This is a genomic window from Rhodanobacter caeni (genome assembly GCF_039523575.1).
GTDB classification, from domain to species: Bacteria; Pseudomonadota; Gammaproteobacteria; order Xanthomonadales; family Rhodanobacteraceae; genus Rhodanobacter; species Rhodanobacter caeni.
This window is the reverse complement of sequence record NZ_BAAAFO010000001.1, coordinates 1-24124: the sequence shown is the minus strand read 5'-3', so window position 1 is coordinate 24124 and position 24124 is coordinate 1. Positions and strand designations below refer to the sequence as shown.

22 protein-coding genes and 1 pseudogene are annotated in these 24124 nt (G+C 65.9%); 10 read left to right on the top strand and 13 right to left on the bottom strand.

The window, feature by feature from the left end; all coding sequences use genetic code 11:
• Positions 1 to 161 precede the first annotated feature (161 nt).
• Together mtgA and ABD017_RS00110 are read left to right on the top strand one after the other, a co-directional pair.
• Positions 162 to 902 carry a monofunctional biosynthetic peptidoglycan transglycosylase gene (mtgA, locus tag ABD017_RS00115; RefSeq protein ID WP_343878984.1) on the top strand — a complete coding sequence of 247 codons (741 nt, stop codon included), beginning with the start codon at positions 162 to 164 and terminating at the stop codon, positions 900 to 902.
• Positions 903 to 986: 84 nt separating this feature from the next.
• Positions 987 to 1415, top strand: a complete 429-nt coding sequence (locus ABD017_RS00110; protein WP_343878982.1) for a CBS domain-containing protein — start codon at positions 987 to 989, stop codon at positions 1413 to 1415.
• A gap of 51 nt (positions 1416 to 1466) precedes the next feature.
• Here ABD017_RS00110 and ABD017_RS00105 read toward each other — a convergent pair whose 3' ends face one another.
• The 3 genes from ABD017_RS00105 to ABD017_RS00095 form a co-directional block, all read right to left on the bottom strand.
• On the bottom strand, positions 1467 to 2765 hold the full coding sequence (locus ABD017_RS00105; RefSeq protein WP_343878981.1) for an NTP/NDP exchange transporter: 1299 nt from the start codon (positions 2763 to 2765) through the stop codon (positions 1467 to 1469).
• Positions 2766 to 2886: 121 nt separating this feature from the next.
• The gene (locus ABD017_RS00100; protein WP_343878979.1) at positions 2887 to 4758 is read right to left on the bottom strand and encodes a M48 family metallopeptidase; all 1872 of its coding nucleotides are present in this window, start codon (positions 4756 to 4758) and stop codon (positions 2887 to 2889) included.
• Between the two features lie 48 nt (positions 4759 to 4806).
• Positions 4807 to 5394, bottom strand: a complete 588-nt coding sequence (locus ABD017_RS00095) for a LemA family protein (protein ID WP_343878977.1) — start codon at positions 5392 to 5394, stop codon at positions 4807 to 4809.
• Positions 5395 to 5450: 56 nt separating this feature from the next.
• Between ABD017_RS00095 and ABD017_RS00090 the strand changes: the two genes are divergently transcribed.
• Entirely contained in the window at positions 5451 to 6758 is a 1308-nt protein-coding gene (locus ABD017_RS00090; protein ID WP_343878975.1) for a serine hydrolase domain-containing protein, read from the top strand.
• Positions 6759 to 6822: 64 nt separating this feature from the next.
• On the opposite strand, the gene ABD017_RS00085 is transcribed toward ABD017_RS00090, so the two are convergent.
• Both ABD017_RS00085 and metJ read right to left on the bottom strand, forming a co-directional pair.
• Positions 6823 to 7773, bottom strand: a complete 951-nt coding sequence (locus ABD017_RS00085) for an energy transducer TonB (protein ID WP_343878973.1) — start codon at positions 7771 to 7773, stop codon at positions 6823 to 6825.
• Between the two features lie 446 nt (positions 7774 to 8219).
• Positions 8220 to 8789, bottom strand: a complete 570-nt coding sequence (gene metJ, locus ABD017_RS16750) for a met regulon transcriptional regulator MetJ (RefSeq protein WP_425543634.1) — start codon at positions 8787 to 8789, stop codon at positions 8220 to 8222.
• Positions 8790 to 9040: 251 nt separating this feature from the next.
• Between metJ and ABD017_RS00075 the strand changes: the two genes are divergently transcribed.
• Positions 9041 to 9307, top strand: coding sequence for a hypothetical protein (locus ABD017_RS00075; protein ID WP_343878971.1), 267 nt, complete (start codon positions 9041 to 9043; stop codon positions 9305 to 9307).
• A 31-nt stretch (positions 9308 to 9338) separates the two neighbouring features.
• On the opposite strand, the gene gcvH is transcribed toward ABD017_RS00075, so the two are convergent.
• The 6 genes from gcvH to ABD017_RS00045 form a co-directional block, all read right to left on the bottom strand.
• A complete protein-coding gene (gene gcvH, locus ABD017_RS00070) occupies positions 9339 to 9734 on the bottom strand; it encodes a glycine cleavage system protein GcvH (RefSeq protein WP_343878969.1) in 396 nt (131 codons plus the stop codon).
• Between the two features lie 95 nt (positions 9735 to 9829).
• A complete protein-coding gene (gene gcvT / locus ABD017_RS00065) occupies positions 9830 to 10930 on the bottom strand; it encodes a glycine cleavage system aminomethyltransferase GcvT (RefSeq protein WP_343878967.1) in 1101 nt (366 codons plus the stop codon).
• A 107-nt stretch (positions 10931 to 11037) separates the two neighbouring features.
• Positions 11038 to 11658, bottom strand: coding sequence for an alpha-ketoglutarate-dependent dioxygenase AlkB family protein (locus ABD017_RS00060; RefSeq protein WP_343878965.1), 621 nt, complete (start codon positions 11656 to 11658; stop codon positions 11038 to 11040).
• Positions 11659 to 11794: 136 nt separating this feature from the next.
• Positions 11795 to 13702: a sulfate adenylyltransferase subunit CysN gene (gene cysN, locus ABD017_RS00055; protein WP_343878963.1), complete on the bottom strand. Its 1908-nt coding sequence runs from the start codon at positions 13700 to 13702 to the stop codon at positions 11795 to 11797.
• Positions 13702 to 14616, bottom strand: coding sequence for a sulfate adenylyltransferase subunit CysD (gene cysD / locus ABD017_RS00050; RefSeq protein ID WP_343878961.1), 915 nt, complete (start codon positions 14614 to 14616; stop codon positions 13702 to 13704). Before cysD ends, cysN begins: the two co-directional genes overlap by 1 nt.
• Before the next feature lie 307 nt (positions 14617 to 14923).
• Positions 14924 to 16321: an amidase gene (locus tag ABD017_RS00045; RefSeq protein ID WP_343878959.1), complete on the bottom strand. Its 1398-nt coding sequence runs from the start codon at positions 16319 to 16321 to the stop codon at positions 14924 to 14926.
• 210 nt (positions 16322 to 16531) lie between these two features.
• On the opposite strand from ABD017_RS00045, the gene ABD017_RS00040 reads away from it, so the two are divergent.
• Positions 16532 to 18130 carry an electron transfer flavoprotein-ubiquinone oxidoreductase gene (locus ABD017_RS00040; RefSeq protein ID WP_343878957.1) on the top strand — a complete coding sequence of 533 codons (1599 nt, stop codon included), beginning with the start codon at positions 16532 to 16534 and terminating at the stop codon, positions 18128 to 18130.
• A gap of 60 nt (positions 18131 to 18190) precedes the next feature.
• On the opposite strand, the gene ABD017_RS00035 is transcribed toward ABD017_RS00040, so the two are convergent.
• Positions 18191 to 19123: a glycosyltransferase family 2 protein gene (locus ABD017_RS00035; RefSeq protein WP_343878955.1), complete on the bottom strand. Its 933-nt coding sequence runs from the start codon at positions 19121 to 19123 to the stop codon at positions 18191 to 18193.
• A complete protein-coding gene (locus ABD017_RS00030; protein WP_343878953.1) occupies positions 19116 to 20102 on the bottom strand; it encodes a glycosyltransferase family 2 protein in 987 nt (328 codons plus the stop codon). Before ABD017_RS00030 ends, ABD017_RS00035 begins: the two co-directional genes overlap by 8 nt.
• A 263-nt stretch (positions 20103 to 20365) precedes the next feature.
• On the opposite strand from ABD017_RS00030, the gene ABD017_RS00025 reads away from it, so the two are divergent.
• From ABD017_RS00025 to tnpB (ABD017_RS00005), 5 genes and pseudogenes are all read left to right on the top strand, one after another.
• Positions 20366 to 21112, top strand: coding sequence for an electron transfer flavoprotein subunit beta/FixA family protein (locus ABD017_RS00025; RefSeq protein WP_343878951.1), 747 nt, complete (start codon positions 20366 to 20368; stop codon positions 21110 to 21112).
• A 116-nt stretch (positions 21113 to 21228) separates the two neighbouring features.
• Positions 21229 to 22170, top strand: a complete 942-nt coding sequence (locus ABD017_RS00020) for an electron transfer flavoprotein subunit alpha/FixB family protein (protein ID WP_343878949.1) — start codon at positions 21229 to 21231, stop codon at positions 22168 to 22170.
• A 374-nt stretch (positions 22171 to 22544) separates the two neighbouring features.
• A pseudogene (locus ABD017_RS00015) lies at positions 22545 to 23041 on the top strand (transposase); the annotation flags it as partial.
• A gap of 70 nt (positions 23042 to 23111) precedes the next feature.
• Complete coding sequence (gene tnpB / locus ABD017_RS00010; RefSeq protein WP_343878947.1) at positions 23112 to 23483, top strand: IS66 family insertion sequence element accessory protein TnpB; 372 nt, start codon at positions 23112 to 23114, stop codon at positions 23481 to 23483.
• A 115-nt stretch (positions 23484 to 23598) separates the two neighbouring features.
• The gene (gene tnpB, locus ABD017_RS00005) at positions 23599 to 23970 is read left to right on the top strand and encodes an IS66 family insertion sequence element accessory protein TnpB (RefSeq protein WP_343878945.1); all 372 of its coding nucleotides are present in this window, start codon (positions 23599 to 23601) and stop codon (positions 23968 to 23970) included.
• The last annotated feature ends 154 nt before the right edge of the window (positions 23971 to 24124 follow it).

Below are 24124 nucleotides of genomic sequence, written 5' to 3'. Positions count from 1 at the left end.
GCATCTCTTGGCGGTCAAGCGCCTCAGATGGGGGCGCCGGCGCGCGTGGGCAACGCCCGTATACTGAACGGACCCGGTTTCGCGTGGCGTTCGACGAACGCAGACGCCGCTGCGCCGTGTTGCCGCACCGACCGCTCTGACCTCGGGGTTCCGCCAACCGCATGCACACGATGTTCCATCGCCCGTCACTGAAGACCTGGCTGCGCTGGCTGGCCCTGTTCGCCGCGGGCTGCGTCGCGCTCAGCTGGCTGGCGGTCCTGCTCTTGCGTTTCGTCCCGCCATGGACGTCGGCCATGATGCTGGAGCGTCGGGTGGGCGCGTGGCTGCATGGCGAGAGCGATTTCACCCTGCGCTACCGCTGGGTGCCGTGGAAGGAAATATCGCCACAGCTGCCGCTGGCCGTGGTGGCGGGCGAGGACCAGCGTTTTCCCTACCACCACGGTTTCGATTTCGATGCGATCCAGGATGCGCTGGACGCCCATGACGATGGCAAGCGGCTGCGTGGCGCCAGCACGATCAGCCAGCAGACCGCGAAGAACCTGTTCCTGTGGAACGGCCGCAGCTTCGTGCGCAAGGGGCTGGAGGCCTATTTCACCGTCCTGATCGAGTTGCTGTGGCCCAAGCAGCGCATTCTCGAGGTGTACGTCAACATCGCCGAATTCGGCAACGGCATTTACGGCGCGGGCGCCGCCAGCTCAGCGTTTTTTCATGAGCCGCCGGCGCGACTCACGGCGGCGCAGGCCGCCCGGTTGGCGGCCGTGCTGCCTAACCCGCGACGCTTGCATGCCGACCGGCCCAGCGCGTACGTGCTGCGGCGCTCGCAATGGATACAGCAGCAGATGCGCCAGCTCGGCGGCCCCGGCTACGTCGAGGGCGAGGCGCCGAAAAGGCCGCCCCATTGAGTTCACACAAACGCCACACGCGGCGTTGCGGGCGACGTTAGACTCAGCCCATCCGGCCCGCGGGGACCGGTCAGGAGAGACCTCATGCGCCAGGCCAAACATCTGCTTGAAAGCAAGGGCAGCACCATCTTTTCCATCGAGCCCGACGCGCCGGTGCTCGAGGCGATCAAACGCATGGCCGAACACCGCATCGGCGCCTTGATGGTGATGCGCGGCACCGCCCTGGTCGGCGTGATGTCCGAGCGCGACTACGCGCGCAAGGTGCTGCTGCAGGGGCGTTCGTCATCGCAGACGGCGGTGTCGGACATCATGAGCCCCACGCCGATCACGGTGGGGCCGGATACCGACGTGTTCGATTGCATGCGCCTGTGCACCGACAGCCGTATCCGCCACCTGCCGGTGGTGGACGGCGAGCAGGTGGTGGGCGTGATCTCCATCGGCGACCTGGTGAAAGCGGTGATCGACGCGCAGGCCGAGGAGATCGAACACCTGCAGCGCTATATCACCAGTTAGCCGGGAATGCGGAATCGGCAATAGGGAACCGGCGAACGCCATCCGCCGGATTCAGGCTGGCGGCGCGTCACGCCCGGCAGGATCTTCCGGGGCCAGGTCGGGAGACCAGCCCGCCCGGCGCGCCACCACCGTCGCCATGGCGGCCACGCCGGCGCCAAGCAAGGCCAGCCCGCCGACACTCCAGCCGAGCATGCGCAGGCCGCTCACCGCACTGGTCACCAGCACATCGCCGAAACGCCACACCGCGGTCTCGACGAAGTTCTTGCCCTTGTATCGCGTCTCGCGCGGCACACGGGTATACAGCGCGTCCACTGCCGGCTTCGTCATGCCGTAGGCGAAGCCGCGTGTGATCACCAGCATCACCCCCAGCGCGGGCACGGCCGCGCCGAACAGCAGCAGCGAACCGCCGCCGATCCACGCCACGCCAGCCAGCAGCACCACATTCACCACCGTGGGCACCACCAGGCCCCAACCTGCGCCCCGGCGTATCAGCAGCCAGCGCGTGAGCGTCAACTGCATCGCCGCGCCCAGCAGATTGGTAGCCAGATCCAGATCGTTGTAGAACGCGGTGCGCGCCACGGCATCGGAGAAATGCGCCTTGGCGTAATCGGCCACCATCGCATACGCCAGCGTGCCGATACCGTCGCCGAACAGCATCAGCAAGGCCATGTAGCGAAGGAATGGCCGCGACCAGAGCTCCCTGATGCCCGCCCACAGCGAACCGCCGATGGCCACGTTGCCCGGATCGCCGGGCAGATGATCGTGTCTTGCCGACAGGCGCAGCAGCAAGGCCAACGCGATCCCCAGCGCCAGCGCCGACACCAGCAGCAGCGGCGCTACGCCGATCAGCTGCACCAGCAGCTTGGTCACCAGCGGCCCGAAAACCGCGCCCGCCATGCCGCCCAGCGCAATCAGCGAAAACACCCGCCGCGCCTGGCCACTGTCGAAAATATCGGCCATGAAACTCCAGAACAGCGACACCACGAACAGGTTGAACACGCTGGCCCACACGTAGAACACCAGCCCGAGCGAGCGCGCGCCGATCTGATCCTGCGCCAGGAAGGCCGGCACGAAGGCGAGCAGGCAAAGGGTGAAGAAGCTGTAGCTCCAGCCGAGCAGATAGCGTCGCTGGAAACGCGCCACCAGCATGCCGAACACCGGCGTCAGCAGCAGCATGACCAGAAACACGACGATGTAGATCACCGGCAGCGAGGCCGAACCCAGCGCGCCGATCAACTGGTCCCTGACCGGGCGGATGATGTAGTACGACGTCATCACGAAAAAGAACGCCAACGCGGACAGCGCTGGCGCGACGGTCGAGTCGACAACGGGTTGGCGGGACAAGCTCACGGACACATCCGGCGTGGGGCGCGGCGAAGCCTAGCATGGCGTGCGGCCAGCCTCTTGCGATGCGAAAGCCGCGACCCCGATGCCGGCAGACCACGAAGAACGACAACGCGCACCGATACGCCTACAGCGGCAACGGGCAATGCAGGCTGGCGCAGATCACGCGCAGCAGCTCGGCTTCCGCGGTGGTGATCGTGTCGTCGGCGCGGATTGCGCTCACCAGGCCTTGTATCAGCAACTCCTTGGCCGGCGGCGTCAGCTCGTCCAGCTGATCCAGTGCCTGTTCGAACGGCGCCTGCCATGCGGCGGGCGGCGCGCGCCAGGTGAACGCCTCGTTGGGAAAGCACGACTGCATCGCCAGCAGCCAGGCGCGGCGGGCTGCGCCTTCATCGGCATTGCCGTGACTTGCCACCACGGCACAGACCAGCGCCACGCTGTCGCGGCGCGCCGGCAGCTTCTTCAGGCCGTCCAGCGGCGCACGGCGTGGGTGGCGCGCTTCCAGCAGCTGCAACCGCAAGAGCCGGGTCAGGCAATACTCGTTCAAATCGACCCGGCCATCGGCGCGCACCAGCGCGCCCAGCGTGTCCAGCAAGGTCTTCTGCCGCCCGTCGGAAAGCTGCTTCAAGACGGGAAACGCCAACGCCGCCAGCGGCAGGCGCGACTCCGGCGCCAGCGAGGCCACCGCGTTCGCCAGCGCATCGACAGCGGCGAACACATCGTCGCCAAACGCGTCGGCCACCTGCCGCTGCTGCAGGCGCCGGATATCGGCCTGCACGGAAATCGCCAGCGCGAGCACGGCCGCCAGCGCCGACTCCGGCTGCTGCACGGCCGCCACCAGCGCGGGTGGAAGGCTCCGCCGCACCGCGTCGGCGCGCCGGAAACCCGGTTGGCCGGCCGCCAGCGATGCCCCGACCAGCGGCAACGGCGGCACCCCGGCGCCGGTGGCGCGTGTCGGCGCCTCCGTAGCAAGCGGCGCCGCGGTGGCGGCTTCCATCGTGCTTGCCAGTCGACGCAGTTCTTCCTCGCGGAAGCCGGGCTGCAACGCGCGGATGCGTTCGAGCAACGGCGGATGCGTGGCGAACAGCGCATTGAACCGGCCGGCCTCGCCAAACAGCATGTGCGCCACTTCCTGCTTGTTGGGCGCCTGCAGCGAGGAGCCTTCGCTGAGTACGGCGATCTTCTTCAGCGCACCGGCAATGCCGTCAGTCTGCCGCGTGAACTGCACGGCCGAGGCGTCCGCCAGCGACTCGCGTGAACGCGCCACCGCCGCCTGGATCAGGCGGGCGAAGAAATAGCCGATGTAGCCCACCACGACCAGCGCCAGCCCGATCATCCAGACCTGGTTGCCGCCACCGTCGCGGCGACTGCTGCGTCCGCCGCCGAACCAGATCACGCGCTGGCCCACGATGGCCAGCACCATGATGCCGAACAGCAAGCCCATGAGGCGGATATTGAGCCGCATGTCGCCGTTCAACACGTGACTGAACTCGTGCGCGATCACGCCTTGCAGCTCGTCGCGGTTCAATTGCTCCAGGCAGCCGCGGGTCACGCAGATCGCGGCGTCCGACGCCGAGTAGCCGGCGGCAAACGCGTTGATGCCGGGCTCGTCTGGCATCAGATAGATGTCCGGCACGGGAACGCCCGCGGCGATCGCCACCTCTTCGATCACGTTGCGCAGCTGGCGCAGCACGGGATCGCGCGTGTCCGGCGGCACCGCCACGGCACCGAGACTTTCGGCCACCTTCCTGCCGCCGCCAGCGAGGCTCATGATGCGGAACAGCGAGCTGAGGCCGATGCCCGCCAGCACCACCACCGTGGTCGTGGCAAGCAGGGGCAGGTTCGACGGCGCGGGGCCACCCTCGACCGGATGCTGCCCCATGGCGAGCCACACCACCGCGTCGATCGCCGCCACGATGGCGATCACCGCCAGCGCGAACAGCACGACCAGCCGCCGGCTGCTGCCGCGCACGCGCGCCTGTTGCGCAAAGAAATCCATGGATGCTCCGTTCGACGCGCGCCACGGAATGCCGCAGCGTGGTGACGATCAGCCGAAGGAAACCTTCGGCACCTCGCGCACGGCCGGGTCCTCGATCTTCAGCGACTCGGCCGCCACGAAACCGAAACGGTTCGCCACCAGCGACGAGGGAAACACTTCGCGCTTGTTGTTGTAGCCGAGCACCGAATCGTTATAGGCCTGTCGCGCAAACGCCACGCGGTTTTCCGTGGAGGTGAGCTCCTCGGACAGCTGCATCATCGTCTGGTTGGCCTTCAGGTCCGGATACGCTTCCTGCAGCGCGAACAGATGCCCCAGGGTTTGCGTCAGCGCGTTCTCGCTGCCGGCCAACTGCTGCATCGCGGCAGGGTCGCCGGGGTTGGCCTTGGCGCCGGCCAGGCCGCTCACGGCCGCATTGCGCGCCTGCACCACGGCCTCGAGCGTGCCGCGTTCGTGGGCGAGGTAGCCCTTGGCCGTTTCCACGAGGTTGGGAATGAGATCGTGGCGACGCGTAAGCTGCACGTCGATCTGCGCAAAAGCGTTCTTGTAATTGTTGCGCGCGGTCACCAGTCCGTTGTAGATCGCCACGAAGTACAAGACAATCAAAACGATCAGCACCAGAAGAATGATCAGGCCCATCGGTATCGCCTCCTCTCCCCAAGCACGTGCCCGCGCCGCAACGAAATCAGAATAACATGTCGTTTCGAAAGATATTTTTGGTCGCTGCCGGCGCGTTCTCGCTGGCTTGCACGCCCGTTCGCGCCAGCAACGCCACCTCCGCCGCACCGGCTCCGGCCACCCCCGCGCAAGGCGTGCAGAAGCTGCCGCCGGAGCGCATCAAGGCCACGCTCGACAACTACCGCCAATGGTTGAAGACGCTGGGCGAGCGTGATGCCGTGGCCGGCCTGGCCACCGCCGTGGTGATCGGCGACAAGGTGGTGTTCGAGCAGACCGTCGGCTACGCCGACGCCGCGACCAGGGAGCCGGTGACGCCGAAGACCGTCTTTCGCCTCGCGTCCTTGTCCAAGGCATTCGCCACCGCCATCACCGGCTTGCTGGTGGACGACGGCAAGCTCGGCTGGGACACCCGCCTCATCGACGTGCTGCCATATTTCAAACTGAAGGATGCGCACGCTTCCAGCCAGGCCACGGTAGGCGACATCCTGGGACAGCGCCTTGGCTTGCCGCGCAACACCTATGACAACCTCCTCGAAGGCGACGTGTCGTACCAGGAGCTGGTACGCAAGCTGGACGAAGTCGACATGACCTGCGGCATGGGCCAGTGCTACGGCTACCAGAACGTGGCGTTCGGCATGATCAGCGACGTGCTGTTCGCGCGCACCGGCGACTTTTTCTACCACCTGGTCGACAAGCGGTTGTTCTATCCGCTGGGCATGACCACCGCCAGCTACGGCCTGGCGGCGCTGGAAACCAGCAAGAGCTGGGCGCGCCCGCACCACGCCAGCAGCCGCGGCTGGATTCCGTTCAAGCCCAACGAAACCTATTACCGCGTGGCGCCGGCCGCCGGTGTCAACGCCAGCCTGCGCGACATGGAAAAATGGCTCATCGCCCAGATGGGCGGCCGTCCCGACGTGCTGCCTCCTGCCCTGCTCAAGATATTGCACGCCCCCGGCGTGACCACCCCGAGTGAACTGCATGCTTCACCGTGGCGTCGCGGCCGGCTCACCGCGGCGCATTACGCGCTGGGCTGGCGCGTGTACGACTACGGCGGCGAAACGCTGATCTACCATGCCGGCGCAGTGGCCGGCTACCGCACCATGATCGGCTTCTTCCCCAAGTACCAGGTCGGCGTGGTCACTTTGTGGAATTCCACCGGCCCCACGCCCAGCGGCCTGATGCCGATGGTGTTCGACGGCTTCCTCGGGTTGCCGCATGTCGACTGGGCCGGGCTCGAACACGCACCGCCGCGCTCGCGCCCGGCGCGCAAGGCGGCGCCGAAACACAAGAAAGCCGGGCGGCACCGCAAGTCCACGCGTCATTGAAGCAAACCGGTGAGCGAGGGCTGACGGGCATGCAGGCTCCGCAAGCCCGCATGCCCGGATCCGCTCAGCGCAACTTGAACTCGATCCGCTGCTGCTGCTTGCTGGCCGTCGGCACGCCGCCCCTCTTCGCCGGGGTGAACTGGTAACGGCTCACGGCTTCGATCGCGGCGCGGTCGAAGACGCGACGGGGTTCGGAATCCACCACGTCGATGTGGCTGGTCCTGCCGTCGGGGTCGATCATGAAAGACACCACGACCCAACCCTCCTGCTGCGCACGCATGGCCGATGGCGGATAACGCGCCGTCGCGCCCTTCACCAGCACGGCATCGGTGATGACGTCATTCGCTTGCGTGCTGGGAGCCGGAGCCGTGTCAGCCGCCACGGCCTTCTGCGGCGCCGCGGCCTGCTGCGACTTCGGCTGGGCAGCCGCCTGCGCGGCCTGCGCCGCCTGCTGTTCGGCCGCCAGCTTGTCCGCCGCCGCCTTCTGCTGCGCAAGCTCCTGCGCCTTCTGCTGGTCGAGCGCCAGTTGCTGTTGCTTGTCCAGCACCTTGCGCTGCGCGTCGAGTTTGGAGCGCAGGATGGTCAGCGTGAAATTGGTCGGGTCGGCCTTGGCGAGCAGGTCGATCTGCCGCTGCGCTTCGCTGAAGTCGCTTCGATTGATGACCTGTTCGGCCGACGTGGCAGCGAACGGAAACGTTTCGCGCAACGCATCGGTCGCCACCGGATTGCCAGGCTGCTTTTCGAGCACGCGCAGGTAGAACTCGAATGCGTTGTTGCCCGCCGGCGCCAGCAGCCGCTGCTCCCTCACCGCCTTGCCCGCTTCGGAAAGGAGTTCGCTGGTGCCCATCGCCTGCACGTTGGCCGGTGGTGGCGCGGCGTTGGAAGCGGTGGTTGCCACCGGCGTGGACGGATGACCGCCGGCATCGGCCAGCACCTGCGCCTGGTAGGGACGCACGATCAGGAACCATGCGGCGATCGCCAGCAAACCGATGACAACCAGAACGGCAATGGCCATGGGCCTGAACGCGCCTCGCGAACGGCGGCGCGCATGAAGTGTATTTCGGGTATCCATAGTCTCTCGCTGAGTGTCGATAGATACCCGCGCTTTTTCCCCCTGTTGATCCAGGAGCGACCGGTCCCCTGACAGGCCGCAGCGCGGATGAGCGACAAGGTAACCCCAAACGAAGCGACACGGCAAATCAGCGGTCGACGCATCGTTTATGCGTGTAACGGCGGCGCCGGCGGAGACAGTGGCGGCCTTCCGGCACCCCGCACTTCACGGCCAGCCGGAGGACAAACATCATCGCGGAAACTGGCCCGCAACACGCAAAACCGGGAGCCGGAAACGAAGCGTCCCGGCCAGGCCGGGACGAAGGCTTTCGAAGTGCTCTCCCCGCGCTGGGCACCGCGGGGAGAGGAATCAACGAAGAAATGACAACGTACAGCTTGTTTCTTGGACGCTTATTTCTTGGACGTTTTTGCCTTGGCGGTCCTGGTGGCCTTGACCACCCGAGCCGGTGCAGCCTTCTTGGCGGCGGCCTTCTTCGGCGCAGCCTTCTTCGCGGCGACCTTCTTGACCGCCACTTTCTTCACGGCGGCTTTTTTGGCGGCCGCCGGTTTCTTGGCGGCGGCTTTCTTCGGAGCCGCCTTCTTCGCGGCAACCTTCTTGGCAGCGGACTTCTTCGCGACCGGCTTCTTGGCTACCGGCTTCTTGGCAGCAACCTTCTTCGCGGTGGTTTTCTTGGCAGCCTTCTTGGCGGCCGGTTTCTTTGCAGCAGGTTTCTTGGCAGTGGCCATGGTTCGTCTCAGCTCCTCATCAGTTGGCAGTGGTTGCCCAGTAAAAGCGTGAAGGAACGCTTCGACCAACAAGTCGCTGTTGGTAGCGTGCCGGAGATTGTTGACCTGCCGATACGTGCGCAGATCGGAAAGCTTGTGCAGTACATGCAGCGGAATCGAGACGGTGATCTTGCGTACCGCTGCCGCCTTCTCGCCGTGCTCTACATAAGGCTTGATAAATTTTGTTGTCGCCATGGCAACGTTCCCCGTTATCTGATGCGAAAGCTAGCCCCGAAGATTTCACCTGTCAATGGATTTTAGGCATGGAATCCGTCCCGTTGAAAGGCACCTGCGGGCGCCGAAAACCCGCTGCAGCAAGGATCGCCACGCCATGTCGACCATTGGCTTATGGACGTCTATACGGCCATACGATTTTTCACCGAAATGGACAAACATCGCATTATCGCGCTGGATACGCGCAATAACGCGTAGGAAACGAAATTTGCGTGTCACGCCTGTCGTTGCAACGCGCACGACTGGCAAGCGCCTTTTGCGGCAATTCGCACATGAACGGAACGCCACCGAACGGTCGCCGCAACACCGATGGCGGACCAAAAAAATTTTCGCTTCCCGGCTTCGAGCGTGATGAAAGCGCGATGAAACGGCTGGCGCGGCGGGTCGAAGGTGGAGGGCGACGCGCCTTCGCCAGTCGCGTCGCGCGCATCCCGATCGATCGACGACGCCGACGGCGCATCAAAAAAACGGCCGCATAAGCGGCCGTCGTTCGTTCCGGGTACGTCGCGCTCAGTGATCTTCGTTTTCGATCAGGGCTTCGTAGTCGTGGGCATCGAGCAGTTCATCGAGCTCGGCACGGTCGCTTGGACGAACCAGGAACATCCACCCGTCGCCGTAGGCGTCCTCGTTGATCGTTTCCGGCTTGTCGCTCAAAAGTTCGTTGACCTCGACCACCTCGCCGGAGATCGGCGAATAGATGTCCGACGCCGCCTTGACCGACTCGACCACGGCCGTGCCGTTGCCAGCCACGACGCTGGCGCCGATCTCGGGCAGCTCCACGTAGACCAGATCGCCAAGCTGCTCCTGCGCGTGTTCGGAGATACCCACGCGAACCAGGCCATCGTCTTCGACGCGCGCCCATTCATGGGACTTGAGGAACTTCAGATCACCGGGTATTTCGCTCATGGTCGGATCCAGTCAGTAAGGGTTGGGCAGGGTAACGGCGGCAATTCTAGACGCAAGCGTTGTGTACGAACCGTGCCATGCGCGCGGCGGAACGGTCAGATGCCGGGGCACGGCCGGCCATCGCGGACAAACGGATACTTGACCCGTCGCACCGGCAGCTCGCGGCCGCGGATGTCGACGCGCATCTCGCCCGGCTCGCCAGCGGGTATGCGCGCAAAGGCCACCGCCTTGTTCAAGGTGGGAGCGAAGCTGCCGGAGAGGATTTCGCCCTCGCCGTTGGCGGTCAAAACGCGCTGGCCATGGCGCAGCACGCCCTTCTCGTCCAGCACCAGGCCAACCATCACGCGCGGTATGCCGGCGGCCTTCATCGCTTCCAGTGGTGCGCGGCCGATGAAATCCCGGCCTTCGTCCAGGGCGATCGTCCAGCCGAGGTTGGCCTCCCACGGCGACACGTCGTCGTCCATGTCCTGGCCGTAGAGGTTCATGCCGGCCTCCAGCCGCAACGTGTCGCGCGCGCCGAGCCCGGCCGGGGCGACGCCCGCCTCGCTCAACGCCTGCCACAGCGCCACGGCATGTTCGTTCGGCAGCATGATCTCGAAGCCGTCCTCGCCGGTGTAACCGGTGCGCGCGATGAACAGCGGCATGCCGTGCGGACCCTGCGCCGCCGCCGCGGTGAACTTGCCCAGCGCCTCGATGCGCGGGCGATCGATGGCGTGCAGCAGGCCAAGCACCTTGTCGCGCGCGTTGGGCCCCTGCACCGCGATCATCGCGAAGTCGGGACGCTCCCTTACCTCCACCTGGAACGCCCCGGCCTGTTGCGTGATCCATGCAAGGTCCTTGGCGCGGGTGCCGGCGTTCACCACCAGACGGAAGTGCGCCTCGTCGAAGAAGTACACGATCAGGTCGTCGATCACGCCGCCGCGCTCGTTGAGCATGCACGAGTACAAGGCCTTGCCCTGCAGCTTGAGCTTGTCGACGTTGTTGGCCAGCAGGCGGCGCAGGAACTCGCGCGTGCGCGGGCCGTGGAGATCGATCACGGTCATGTGCGAGACATCGAACATGCCGGCGTCGCGGCGCACGGCGTGGTGCTCCTCGATCTGCGAGCCATAGTTGATCGGCATGTCCCAGCCGCCGAAGTCGACCATGCGCGCGCCAAGTGCGCGATGCGTGGCGTTGAGTACGGTCTTTTCGGTCATGGGGAAACGGCTTGAAAGGGAGTGGCCGCATTATCCCCAGCGCTGGCATGCAATCCAAGCGCGCCTCTGGCACTGGACTTCCGCCAGATGGCGCGCCATGGACGGTATCAGCGCGGTTCGATCCAGCGAAACGTGAGATTGATGCGGGGAGCCACGACCATGCGTGTCTTGGGCAGGTCGTGCCGATACAACCGCTGGGTGGCGCCGGCCATGCGCAGCACGCTGCCCGGCGGCAACAGCAGGTTCACCGTATCGGCGGGCGAGGGCTTGACCGCGCGCGGCAGGCGCCGGCGCAGCCGGAAGCGCCGTTCGGCGCCGAGACTCAATGAGGCGATCAGCGGTTCGATGCCAAGCTCGGGCTCGTCGTCGCTGTGCCAGCCCATCGAGTCGCCGCCATCGCGATAGAGGTTGGCCAGCACGCTGTTGAACCGCGCGCCGCAGGCGTGTTGCAGGCGTTCGCGCAAGCTGGCGAGCACCGGCAGCCATGGATGCGGTTCGAAGCGGGTGCCGGAATAGACGTAGCTTGCGTGCGGATCGCCGATCCAGCAGCTCAAGCGCGGCGCATCCACCTCACGACCGAACAAACGCAGGCGATGGGTTTCCCAGGGGATGGTCGTATGCAATGCGATGAAGATCGCTTCAGCTTCTTCCGCCGACAACCACTGCGGCAGCAGTGCCACGTCGGCGCCCGCGTCCAGATCCACCCGCTGCCATCCGGTCACCGTCATGGCGTGATTATCCGACGCGCGACGCTTCAACTGTAGGAGCGACTTCAGTCGCGACGCTCTTGCTCCGGAGCCCAGAGCAGAAGCGTCGCGACTGAAGTCGCTCCTACAGGTCACTCCCGCAGGGGGGGCCGGCGGATCAATCGAGGTCGGGAGCGTTCAGCCGCGCCAGCAGTTGCTGGGTGACCTGTTCGGCCAGTTCCTCGGCGCGCTGGCCGGCGGTGACCAGGTGGATGTCGGGCGCCTCGGGTTTTTCGTAGGGCGAGTCGATGCCGGTGAAGTTGCGGATCTCGCCGGCACGCGCCTTCTGGTACAGGCCCTTGGGATCGCGCGCCTCGCACTCGGCCAGCGTGGTGTCCACGAACACTTCCAGGAACTCGCCACCGTCGAACAGTTCGCGCGCCGAGCGGCGCTCGCTCTGGTACGGCGAGATCACGCTGACCAGCACGATCAGCCCCGCGTCCACCATCAGGTGCGCCACCTCGGCCACGCGGCGAATGTTCTCGACGCGCGCTTCGGGCGTGAAGCCCAGGTCCTTGTTGATGCCGTGGCGCACGTTGTCGCCGTCCAGCAGGTAGGTGTGGTAGCCCAGCACGTGCAGGCGCCGTTCCACCAGGTTGGCGATGGTGGATTTGCCGGCGCCGGACAGGCCGGTGAACCACAGGCACAGCGGCTGCTGGCCCTTGCTGGCGGCGCGCACGGACTTGTCGATATCCATGTGCTGCCAGTGCACGTTGGATGAGCGATCCAGCGCGAAATCCAGCATGCCGCAGGCAACTGTGGCGTTGCTCTGCCGATCGATCAGGATGAAGCCGCCCAGCGTGCGGTTGGCGGTATAGGCCTCGAACGCGATGGCGTCGTCCAGACCCACCGTGCAATAGCCCACCTCGTTCAGGTCCAGGTGGCGCGCGGCCAGCTTGGCCTGGCTGTTCACGTCCACCTTGTGCTTGATCGACATCACCCGCGCGTTGACGGTACGGGTGCCGATCTTCATCCAGTAGGTGCGGTTGGGCAGCAAGGTGGTATCGCCCATCCACAACAGGTGGCAGGTGAACTGGTCCGCCACGGGCGCCGGATGCAGCGCATCGGCGATCACGTCGCCGCGGCTGGCGTCGATCTCGCGATCGAGGCAAAGCGTGACCGCCTGCCCCTCGGCCGCGCTGTCCAGGTCGCCATCGGCGGTGACGATGCGCTCGATGCGCGCGCGCTGCACGCCCGGCTGCACCACGATCTCGTCGCCACGCGCCACGCGGCCGCCGCTGATGGTGCCCGCGTAGCCGCGGAACGATTGATCCGGCCGGTTGACCCACTGCACCGGCATGCGGAAATCGTCGGCGTGTGCCGTCGCCACGTCGACCGTTTCCAGCACTTCCAGCAAGCTCTCGCCCTGATACCACGGCATGCGCGGCGAGCGGCTGCCCACGTTGTCGCCGGTGAGCGCCGCCACCGGCAGGCAGTGTACGTCGGTGATGCCCAGATCCTGCGCCAGCTGCCGGTACTGGGCGGCGATGCCTTCATAGGTGGCCTGGTCGTAATCGACGAGATCCATCTTGTTCACCGCCAGTACCACATGCCGAATGCCGAGCAGGCCGCATATATAGGTGTGCCGGCGCGTCTGCGGCAGCAGGCCCTTGCGCGCATCCACCAGCACCACGGCCAGCTCGGCATTGGAGGCGCCGGTAGCCATGTTGCGGGTGTACTGCTCGTGTCCGGGGCAATCGGCCACAATCAGGCTGCGCCGCGCGGTGTGGAAATAGCGGTACGCCACATCGATGGTGATGCCCTGCTGGCGCTCGGCATCCAGGCCATCGGTGAGCAGGGAGAAATCCAGCACGTCGCTGCCGTCGCCGTTCTTGCGCCGGCTTTCGCGCTGCAAGGTGTCGAGCTGGTCATCCGACAGCATGCCGGCGTCGTACAGCAGGCGGCCAAGCAGGGTGCTCTTGCCGTCGTCCACGCTGCCGCAGGTGATGAAGCGCAGCAGGCTCTTGGACGCCGTGGCGGCAGCGACGGCGGCCATGTCGATGGTGATGTCAGGTTGTGCGTTCATCAGAAATAGCCCTCCTGCTTCTTGCGTTCCATCGAGGCGGTGGGGTCCTGGTCGATCACGCGCCCCTGCCGCTCGGAGCTGCGCGAGGTGGCCATCTCCTCGATGATGCTTTCCAGCGTGGTGGCGGAGGACTCCACCGCACCGGTCAGCGGGTAACAGCCCAGCGTACGAAAGCGCACCTGGCGCATCTGCACGGTTTCGCCTTCGCGCAGGGTGAAACGTTCGTCATCGACCATGATCAGCGCGCCGTCGCGCTCGACAATCGGCCGCGGCTTGGCGAAATACAGCGGCACCACCGGGATGTTCTCGCGCTGGATGTACAGCCACACATCCATCTCGGTCCAGTTGGACATCGGAAACACCCGCACGCTTTCGCCCTTGCGGATATGCGTGTTGTACGTATGCCACAGCTCGGGCCGCTGGTTTTTCGGATCCCAGCGATGCTGCGCATTGCGGAACGAGAACACGCGCTCCTTCGCCCGAGACTTTTCCTCGTCGCGTCGCGCGCCACCAATGGCGGCATCGAACTTGTACTTGTTCAGCGCCTGCTTCAGCGCCTGCGTCTTCATGATGTCGGTGTGCACGGTGGCGCCATGCGTCAGCGGCGAAATGCCCTGGCGCACGCCTTCCTCATTGATATGCACCAGCACGTCCACGTCGCCCGCGGCTGCCACCTCGTTGCGGAACGCGATCATCTCGCGGAACTTCCAGGTGGTATCCACGTGCAACAGCGGAATCGGCGACTTGCCCGGATAAAAGGCCTTGCGCAAGAGATGCAGCAACACCGACGAATCCTTGCCGATCGAATACAGCATCACCGGATTCTGGAAGCTGGCCATCACCTCGCGGAAAATGTAGATGCTTTCCGCCTCGAGGTCGTCGAGGTGCGTTCGCGATACGGCGGGGATGGTCATCAGTGGGAAGCTCGACATCGGGTGGCACGGGAAACACGCCAACAGACCCAACTGATACGCGTCCCGGAGCGCTCATCTTAGGCCAATTCCACGAATAGACGTCCAGACGTCTTTTCATATGTTAATAACGCGCCGCCATATCGACAGCTTCCTTACGGCGACGCTCCTTCGACTTCGGCCTCCGGCCTCCGGCCTACGCTCAGGGTGATCGGTTGAGGGAATTCGTGCCTGGAATTGACCCGGGTCCCCTCAACCGATCACCCTGAGCGTAGCGCAGCGGAGTCGAAGGGCCACTGCTCCGCCGGCGCTACGCAATCACCGGATACATCGGCGCCGTATCCAGCGTGGCCGCGCACACCGAGGCCAGTTCCAGCAACCGCAGGTCCGAGCCTCGCGCGCCAACCAGCTGCAAGCCCACCGGCAGCCCGTTGGGCAGGTGGCCCATCGGCAGGCTCACCGCCGGACAGCCGGCCAGGCTGGCGAAGCTGGTGAGGTCGGCCTGGGAATCGGGCACCGGGCCATCCAGCGGGAAGGCGCCCTGCGGCGTGGTGGGCAGCACCAGCACGTCGACCTGGGCGAACAGGCGGCGCATCTTCAATGTGGCGGCATCGAGCACGCGGTCGGCGATGGCGTAGTCGGCGGCGGATTTGCGGGCGGCGAAATCGAGCATGCTGCGGAAGCGCGCGGACACCGGCTTGGCGGCGTTGGCCAGATCGCTGGCGAATGTGCCCAGCATCTCGGCCTCCATCAGCAGCAGGCCGGCACGACGGGTACGGCCGAAATCCCAATCGGCGAAGTCGACGGTGCGGCGGTCGCTGAGGGCGTGCGGCAATTTCGCCATGGCCGCCTCGAATACCTCGATCACCTCGGGCTCCACGCCCACGGCGGCCAGGTTCGGCAACAGGCCCACGCGCAGGTGGCCCGGCTCCCAGTCCGGCAAGGCGAACGCCACCCGGCGCCGGCGCGAACGCGCATCGTCGGCATCGTAGCCGGCCAGTACCTGCAGCAGCACGGTGAGATCGTCCGCGCTGCGCGCCAGCAGGCCGACCGCATCGAGCCGGCGCGCCGCGGTCACCATGCCGCGGGCGGAAATCTCGCCGTGGGTGGGCTTGAGCGCGTAGACACCGCTATAGCTGGCGGGAATGCGTACGGAGCCCAGACTGTCGGACGCCACCGCCGCCACGGCGAGGCCCGCCGCCACAGCCGCGGCCGCACCACCCGAGGAACCGCCCGCGGTATAGCCATGCCGATGCGGATTGTGGGTGGCGCCAAAATGCGGGTTGTCGGTGGCGGCGCCCAGCGCGCCCTCATCCATGTTGGTCTTGCCGATCAGCAGGGCGCCGGCGGCCCGCAGCCGGGCGGTAACGTGGGCATCGTCCTGCACCGGCGCGTCGCGACCGGGCAAACCTGCCCGGGTCGGCCAGCCAGCGACGTCGAAGTTGTCTTTCAGCGCCAGCGGAATCCCGTCGAGCCGGCCGATCACGCCGTCGCGGCGGCGGCGGTCCGCCATCTGCGCCTGGTCGTGCAACAAACCGGCGCGCACATCGACATAACTGTTGAGTTGCGGGTCGATCCGCTCGATCGCGCCGAGATAGGCATCGGCCAGCGCCTGCGGCTGGACCCTGCCGACGGCGAGCCAATGCAGCAATTGGCACAGACTGGCGCGGCGCAGTTCGACATCGGCGATCGGTGGCGTTTGATTCATGGGCATTCCCTGAGACCGTTGCCCCGATTATCGCCATCGAACACAAGTCGATTGCAAGCGCCGACCCGCATTCACGCACACATCACGATACCCGCAGCCGTCGTGTGTCCCGCCTGCGTTGCCGCGCAGCACGCGAAACCGGACAATACGCGGCGGTATCGCCTATCCCAGGCGCAATGCCATCATTCCTACCTGCAGCCGGAGTCCGCGATGAGCGAACGCGAAACCATGGAATACGACGTCGTCGTGGTCGGCGCGGGGCCGGCCGGATTGTCGTTTGCCATCCGGCTGAAGCAGCTCAAACCCGACGTCAACGTCTGCGTGATCGAGAAAGCCTCCACCATCGGCGCACACATCCTGTCTGGCGCCGTGATCGAGCCGCAGCCGCTGGACGCGCTGCTGCCGGGCTGGCGCGACAATCCGCCGCCGATCTGCGTGCCGGCCGGCGAGGATCAATTTTTCCTGCTCAGCAAGACCGGTGCGCGCAGGCTGCCGTTGCCGCCGGGCATGCACAACCACGGCAACTTCATCGTGTCGCTGGGCGCGATGTGTGCCTGGCTGGCGCCACAGGCCGAGGCGCTGGGCGTGGACGTCTTCCCCGGCTTCGCCGCCGCCGACAACATCTACAACGATGACGGCTCGGTGGCCGGCGTGCGCATCGGCGACATGGGCGTGGCGAAGGACGGCACGCACAAGCCCGGCTACACCGAAGGCATCGACATCAGGGCCAAGGTCACCGTACTGGCCGAAGGCGCACGCGGCAGCCTCACCAAGCAGCTCGTCAAGCGCTTCAAGCTGGATGCGGACAGCGACCCGCAAGGCTATTCCATCGGCATCAAGGAGCTGTGGCAGGTGCCCGCCGGCCGCGCCACGCCCGGCAAGATCGTGCACAGCTTCGGCTGGCCGGCCGACACGCGCACCTATGGCGGCGGCTTCATCTACCACCTCGATGGCGACCGCATCGCGCTGGGCTACGTCAGCGGCCTCGACTACAGCGACCCGAACTACAAGCCGTGGGAAGCGTTCCAGCAATGGAAGCACCACCCGCTGATCAAGCCCCTGCTGGAAGGCGGCAACATCCTCTCCGCCGGTGCGCGCGCGCTGGCCACCGGCGGGTTCCAGTCCCTGCCCAAGGTGGAAATGCCCGGCGCCCTGCTCATTGGCGACACCGCCGGCCTGCTCAATGTGCCCAAGATCAAGGGCACGCACCAGGCGATCAAGAGCGGCATGCTGGCCGCCGAGCATGTGGCCGAAACACTCGATGCCCGCGGTTTCGACGCGCGCCTGCGCGCCTCCGACGTGATGGCCGAGCTTAAGAAAGTGCGCAACGTGAAGCCCGGCTTCAAGAAGGGACTGTGGTTCGGCATGGCCAACGCGGCATGGGAAACCGTCACCGGTGGCGCCTCACCCTGGACGTTGAAGAACAAGGCAGATTGGTCATCGCTGCACAAGCTCGGCGAGTACGAGGAGCCCGAGCGCGACTACGTGCAACGCACCCTGCCCCCGCGCGACCGCCTGGCCGGCGTCTACTTCGCCGCCACCGAACACGACGAGGACCAGCCCATCCACCTGCACGTGGCCGATACCAACATCTGCATCGACCAGTGCACCACCGAATACGGCAACCCCTGCACGCGCTTCTGCCCCGCCAACGTCTACGAAATCGTCGACGATGAGGCCGGCCGACGCCTGCAGATCAACGCCGCCAACTGCGTGCACTGCAAGACCTGCGACATCAAGGACCCGTACGAGATCATCACCTGGGTCACGCCCGAGGGTGGTTCGGGGCCGAATTATCAGAACTTGTGAGTGCGAGATCGGCTGGCATCACGCGTGCCGGCGGACGCCCATCGAAATCGACAACCGTCGTCAACCAGGAAGGTCGGCCGGCGCTTCGCCCTGACGACCGCGCATGCCGTCGAGCAACCCGCGCAGCATGCAGCGCAGGTTTCGTCGGCGCGGTCCGATCAACACGCCGAATAGAAACAGCTTGACCGCCACCCGCGGCACGTCCTGCGCGATCCACGCACGCGGCGTGTGCGCGATCCGGTACAGCCGCACCCGGTTGCGCATCATGTAGTACAGGCGCACGGGTCCGTGCACCACCACCTGGCCCAGCCCGAACGGCAGGGCGCCGCGGGCGTCGCCGAGACGATGGTGCATGGTCGCCGCGCAGACGCCGTGCAATGCATAGCCTTGCGCCCGCGCACGGAAGCTCCACTCCAGGTCGACGTTGTCGATGAACAGGGCCGCATCCATCGCGCCGACCCGGTCGATCACGGCCAGCGGAACCAGCATGCCGGAGCTGATCAGGAAGTCGCAGGCGATGGTTGGCGTCGAACCATCGCACCACAGTTTGCGATTGAGCGGAAAGCTGATGCGCACGAACGGCGCATCGCGATGTTCCCGCGCGTCGTGGAAGCGTGGACCGACAGCCGCCACCGGGCCGACCGCCGACAACTCCCGCAGGGCACCCCGCAACGCCGCCACCATGCCCTCGCCCGGCTCGCTGTCCTGATCCAGCAACAACACCTCGCGATAGCCATGCTCGCGCGCCCAGGCGATGCCGATGTTCTGCGCCGCCGCCAGGCCGAGGTTGTGCGCTTGGCTCAGCAGCGCGCCACCTTGTGCAGACAGGCGTCGGGCCAGTGCCTGCTTCCATTCGCCATCACTGGCGTTGTCGACCAGCACCACCGCGCCGACCTGTGGCGCGACCGCGTCCACCAGTCGCGCGATCGCTTCCGGTTCGGGGCGGTAGCTCACCACCACCCCGCAAACGTCGCTGACGGTCGCATCAGTCACGGCGCAGCAGATCCCTCAGCAACGAGCGGATGCCGGTACCGTAACGGCGATAGAAGCCGCCGCGTGCCTCGCGCAGCACGGGTGACCACCGGCGCCAGCGCGGCAGGCGGCCCATCGCCACGCGCCGCTCGAAGTGGGTTCGCTTGTCCCGCACCTGCGCGGCACGGTCGCGACTGCCATGGAACGCCGCCCGCGCAAGATACTCTTCCAACAGGCGCAAACGCTCCGCCTCGCCGGCCAGCAGGCGCCCGCGCGGCAGCAGCAGATCCCGCCACTTCATCGCCAGGTTGCGCTTGCGCATGCCGATCTGGTTGGCGCCATGCTGGCGATAGTCAATCAGGGGTTGGTCGATGAAATCGACCCGACCGACCGCGGCAGCCACCGCAGCCAGCCACTCGTCATGGATCCAGCCGGGAGCCACCGGCAGCGCGGTTGCCACCAGGTCGCGTCGCAGCGCCGCCGTCGCGCCGGTCACGAAGCTGCGGCGCAAGACCACGTCGAACGCGCGCCCGTCGTGGATGGCCTCCCGCTCCGGCGCCGTCATCTGCAACGCCTCGAACAGTGAGCAACCCAGCGAATGGCCCTCGTCGTCCACCAACCGTGCATCGCCGTGCAACAACAGTAGGGACGAATCCTGCTCGAAACATTCGGCCATCCGGGCCAGCTTGTCGGTTCGCCACACGTCGTCCTGGTCGCACAGGAACAGCACATCACCCTGCGCCGCGCGCAGCCCAACCGAGAAATTGTCGACGTAACCGAGGTTCTCCCGATGACGCACCAGCTGCACCTCGATACCGGCATCCTGGGCCCGCACCGCGAACGCCTGCAGCATGTCCACGCTCGCATCGGTCGAACCGTCGTCACCGATGACGATTTCGTCGGGCAGACGCGTCTGCGCCAACAGGCTGTCCAGCTGCGGTTGCAGATGGGCAGCGCCGTTGTAGGTGCAAAGGACGATGGAAACTCGCAGTCGCGTCATGGTCGCTCGTTGGCGCGGGAAGCTAGGCGGATGCCGTGTTGCAAACACGTTCATTGCCGGCAGCCCACAGCCCGGGGGTAGATGCATTCTACAGTGTCGATGCGCCGCTTCGTCCGGGGCCACAAGTGGGATGCCGGCCCGAGGCACAAAGCGACGCCTGCCAATCCGTACGTCGCCGCATGGATAGGGCTAACGGGTTAGAATGGCTGACTGATCCATCGCGCGCCGGCAAACCGGCGCCCTGCAATCCAAAGGAACAGCAGATGAAAATTCTGGTCGGCTACAAGCGCGTCGTGGACTACAACGTGCGCATCCAGGTCAAACCCGATGGCAGCGGCGTGGTAACCGACGGCGTCAAGCTCTCGGCCAACCCCTTCGACGATATCGCGCTGGAAGAGGCCCTGCGCCTGCGTGAGAAGGGCGTGGCCGAGGAAGTGATCGTGGTCGGCATCGGCCCGGCCAACCTCACCGCGCACTTGCGCAATGGCCTGGCGATGGGCGCCAACCGCGCCATCCACGTGACCACCGAAGACGCGGTGCAGCCACTGACCGCCGCCCGCGTCTTCCTGAAGCTGATCGAGAAAGAGCAGCCCGGCCTGGTGATCCTGGGCAAGCAGGCCATCGACGACGATGCCAACCAGACCGGCCAGATGCTGGCGGCCTTGTGGGATCGCCCGCAGGCCACGTTTGCCAGCAAGGTGGAGATCGCCGATGGCAAGGCCACGGTGACCCGCGAGGTCGACGCCGGCCTGGAAGTGATCGAGGCCGACCTGCCCGCTGTGATCACCACCGACCTGCGCCTCAACGAGCCGCGCTTCATCAAGCTGCCCGACATCATGAAGGCCAAGTCCAAGCCGATCGACGTGATCGAGTTCGACTCACTCGGCGTCGAGGCGCATGACCACCTGAAGACCACGCATTACGCCGCGCCGGCCAAACGCGGCAAGGGCGTGATGGTGAAGGACGCCGCCGAACTGGTCGCCGCACTGAAGCAGAAAGGCCTGCTGTAACCCGTCGCCTGAACCTGTAGGAGCGGCTTCAGCCGCGACGCTTCTGATTCGCCACAACCTGGGAGTGTCGGGACTGAAGTCCCTCCTACAGGAACGCAATCAAGGAATATCCCGCCATGAGCAAGATTCTCGTCATCGCCGAACACCTCGGCGGCAAGCTGAACTCCTCCACCGCGCGCGCCGTCAGCGCTGCCGCCGCCATCAAGGGCGACGCCATCGACGTGCTGGTGCTTTCCGATGCCCCCGACGCCGTCGCCGCGGAAGCCACAAAGATCGAAGGCGTGAGCCGCGTGCTCACCGTCACCCGGCCGGAAAACGCGCATCCGCTGGCCGCCGTGCTGGCGCCGCAGATCGCCAAGGCCACCGATGGCTACAGCCACGTGTTCGCGCCCTCCACCACCTTCGGCAAGGACGTCGCCCCGCGCGTGGCCGCGTTGCTCGGCGTGGCCCAGGTCAGCGACGTGATGAGCGTCGAGGCCGCCCACACGTTCAAGCGCCCCATCTACGCCGGCAACGCCATCATCACCGTCGAAGCCGACGCCAGCCACACCGTGGTGGCCACGATTCGTACCGCCTCGTGGTCGGCCGCTGCCTCCGGCGCCAACACCGCGCCGATCGAAGTCCTGACCATCGACGTGCCGCTGCCCACCCACACCCGCTTCGTGGAACTGAACCAGGGCAGCAGCGATCGCCCCGACCTGCAGAGCGCCAGCAAGGTCGTCTCTGGCGGCCGCGGCGTCGGCTCGAAGGAAAACTTCGACATCATCTACAAGTTCGCCGACAAGATCGGCGCCGCCGTGGGCGCCTCGCGCGCCGCCGTCGACGCCGGCTACTGCCCCAACGAAATGCAGGTCGGCCAGACCGGCAAGATCATCGCCCCCGAGCTGTACATGGCCATTGGCATCTCCGGCGCCATCCAGCACCTCACCGGCATCAAGGACGCCGGCACCATCGTGGCCATCAACAAGGACGGCGAAGCACCGATTTTCGAGGTGGCGGACATCGGGCTGGTGGGGGATCTGTTCAAGATCATTCCGGAGCTGGAACAGGCACTCTAGCTGTGTAAAGCCAGCGCGTTGTTCAGCGGGATGCGAGAAATGGCAGGGTCGTAGTCGAGGCTGGCATGCAGTCGATGCCAGTTTTTAGTGGCGCAGCCAAGGCATGAAGGCGCTAGCACACTGTCCGGAGTTGACGTAGGAGCTGGCGTAGGCGCGCACCCACTCACGCAAACGGGCCTGCACCTGGCGTTCGGGCTTGCCATTGGTGCGAGGCGTATAGGGGCGCGTGCGCACGTGGCGCATGCCCGACGTCCCCCCGCCTTTGAGTAGCACAACGGTTTGGAGTCCAATCCCCCATCCGAAGGAGATTGGACGTGAAGAAGCGCTTTTCCGAAGAGCAGATCATCGGCTTCCTGCGTGAGACGGAGGCCGGCATGGCGGTGAAGGACCTGTGTCGCAAGCACGGCTTCAGCGAGGCCTCCTATTACCTGTGGCGCAGCAAGTTCGGCGGCATGAGCGTGCCGGACGCCAGGCGCCTGAAGGAGCTGGAGACGGAGAACGGCCGGTTGAAGAAGCTCCTGGCCGAACAGGTCCTTGAGAACGAGGTCATCAAGGACGCCTTGCGAAAAAAGTGGTGACCGCGCCAGCCCGGCGCGGGCTGGTGCGGCACATGATCGATCGGGGTTTAAGCGAGCGACGGGCGCTGGCGGTGGTGCGCATGAGCGCCAGCGCCTTGCGCTATGCACCGCGTCCGGACCGCAACGTCAAGCTGCGCGAGCGCATCCTGGCGCTGGCACACCGGCACAAGCGCTACGGCGTCGGAATGATCTACCTCAAGCTCAGGCACGAAGGGATACTCGTGAACTACAAGCGTGTCGAGCGGCTGTACCAGGAAGCGAAGCTGCAGGTGCGGCGGCGCAAGGTAAGCGTCCGCCCGTCTCATCTTCCCCTTGTCCCGTCTGACTGCTGCGATGCGTCCCGACTTTCACGGGAGCGTAGCGATGAGCAGGCGCGGCAAGGTAGGCGGTTTCGGGCCGGCGGTGTGGGTGTGGCGGCTGGTCAGCGGCCCGGTGGATTTTCGCAGTGGTGCGGATCGATTGCTGGTGCACGTGCGCGAAGTGTTGGGCCGCGAGCCGCTGGAGGGTTCGGCGTTCGTGTTCCGCAATCGTCGCGGCACGCGCCTGAAGGTGCTGGTGGTGGATGCCCAGGGTGTGTGGCTGGCGATGCGCCGACTGCATCGCGGGCGCTTTGTTTTGCCCTCGACCCACGAGTCGCTGTGCTCGCTCAGCCGGATGCAGTTCGCGTGGCTGTGCGCCGGGGTGGATTGGCAACGCTTGTCATGTGACACAAGCTCACTGGGCAAACTGGTCTAGACGGCCATAATGGCGGCATGGATGAGGCCGCACTCAGTAAGCGTCCGCCCGTCTCATCTTCCCCTTGCCCCGTCTGACTGCTGCGATGCGTCCCGACTTTCACGGGAGCGTAGCGATGAGCAGGCGCGGCAAGGTAGGCGGTTTCGGGCCGGCGGTGTGGGTGTGGTGGCTGGTCAGCGGCCCGGTGGATTTTTGCTGTGGTGCGGATCGATTGCTGGTGCACGTGCGCGAAGTGTTGGGCAGCGAGCCGCTGGAGGGTTCGGCGTTCGTGTTCCGCAATCGTCGCGGCACGCGCCTGAAGGTGCTGGTGGTGGATGCCCAGGGTGTGTGGCTGGCGATGCGCCGACTGCATCGCGGGCGCTTTGTTTTGCCCTCGACCCACGAGTCGCTGTGCTCGCTCAGCCGGATGCAGTTCGCGTGGCTGTGCGCCGGGGTGGATTGGCAACGCTTGTCATGTGACACAAGCCCACTGGGCAAACTGGTTTAGACGGCCATAATGGCGGCATGGATGAGGCCGCACTCACTGCTCTGACGGACATTGACGCGCTACGCGCGCTGGTGCGCGAGCAGATGGCGGTGATTGCCCAGCGAGACGAGGCCATCGCCCGTCGGGACCACGAGATCGCTTGGAAGACCGCCAA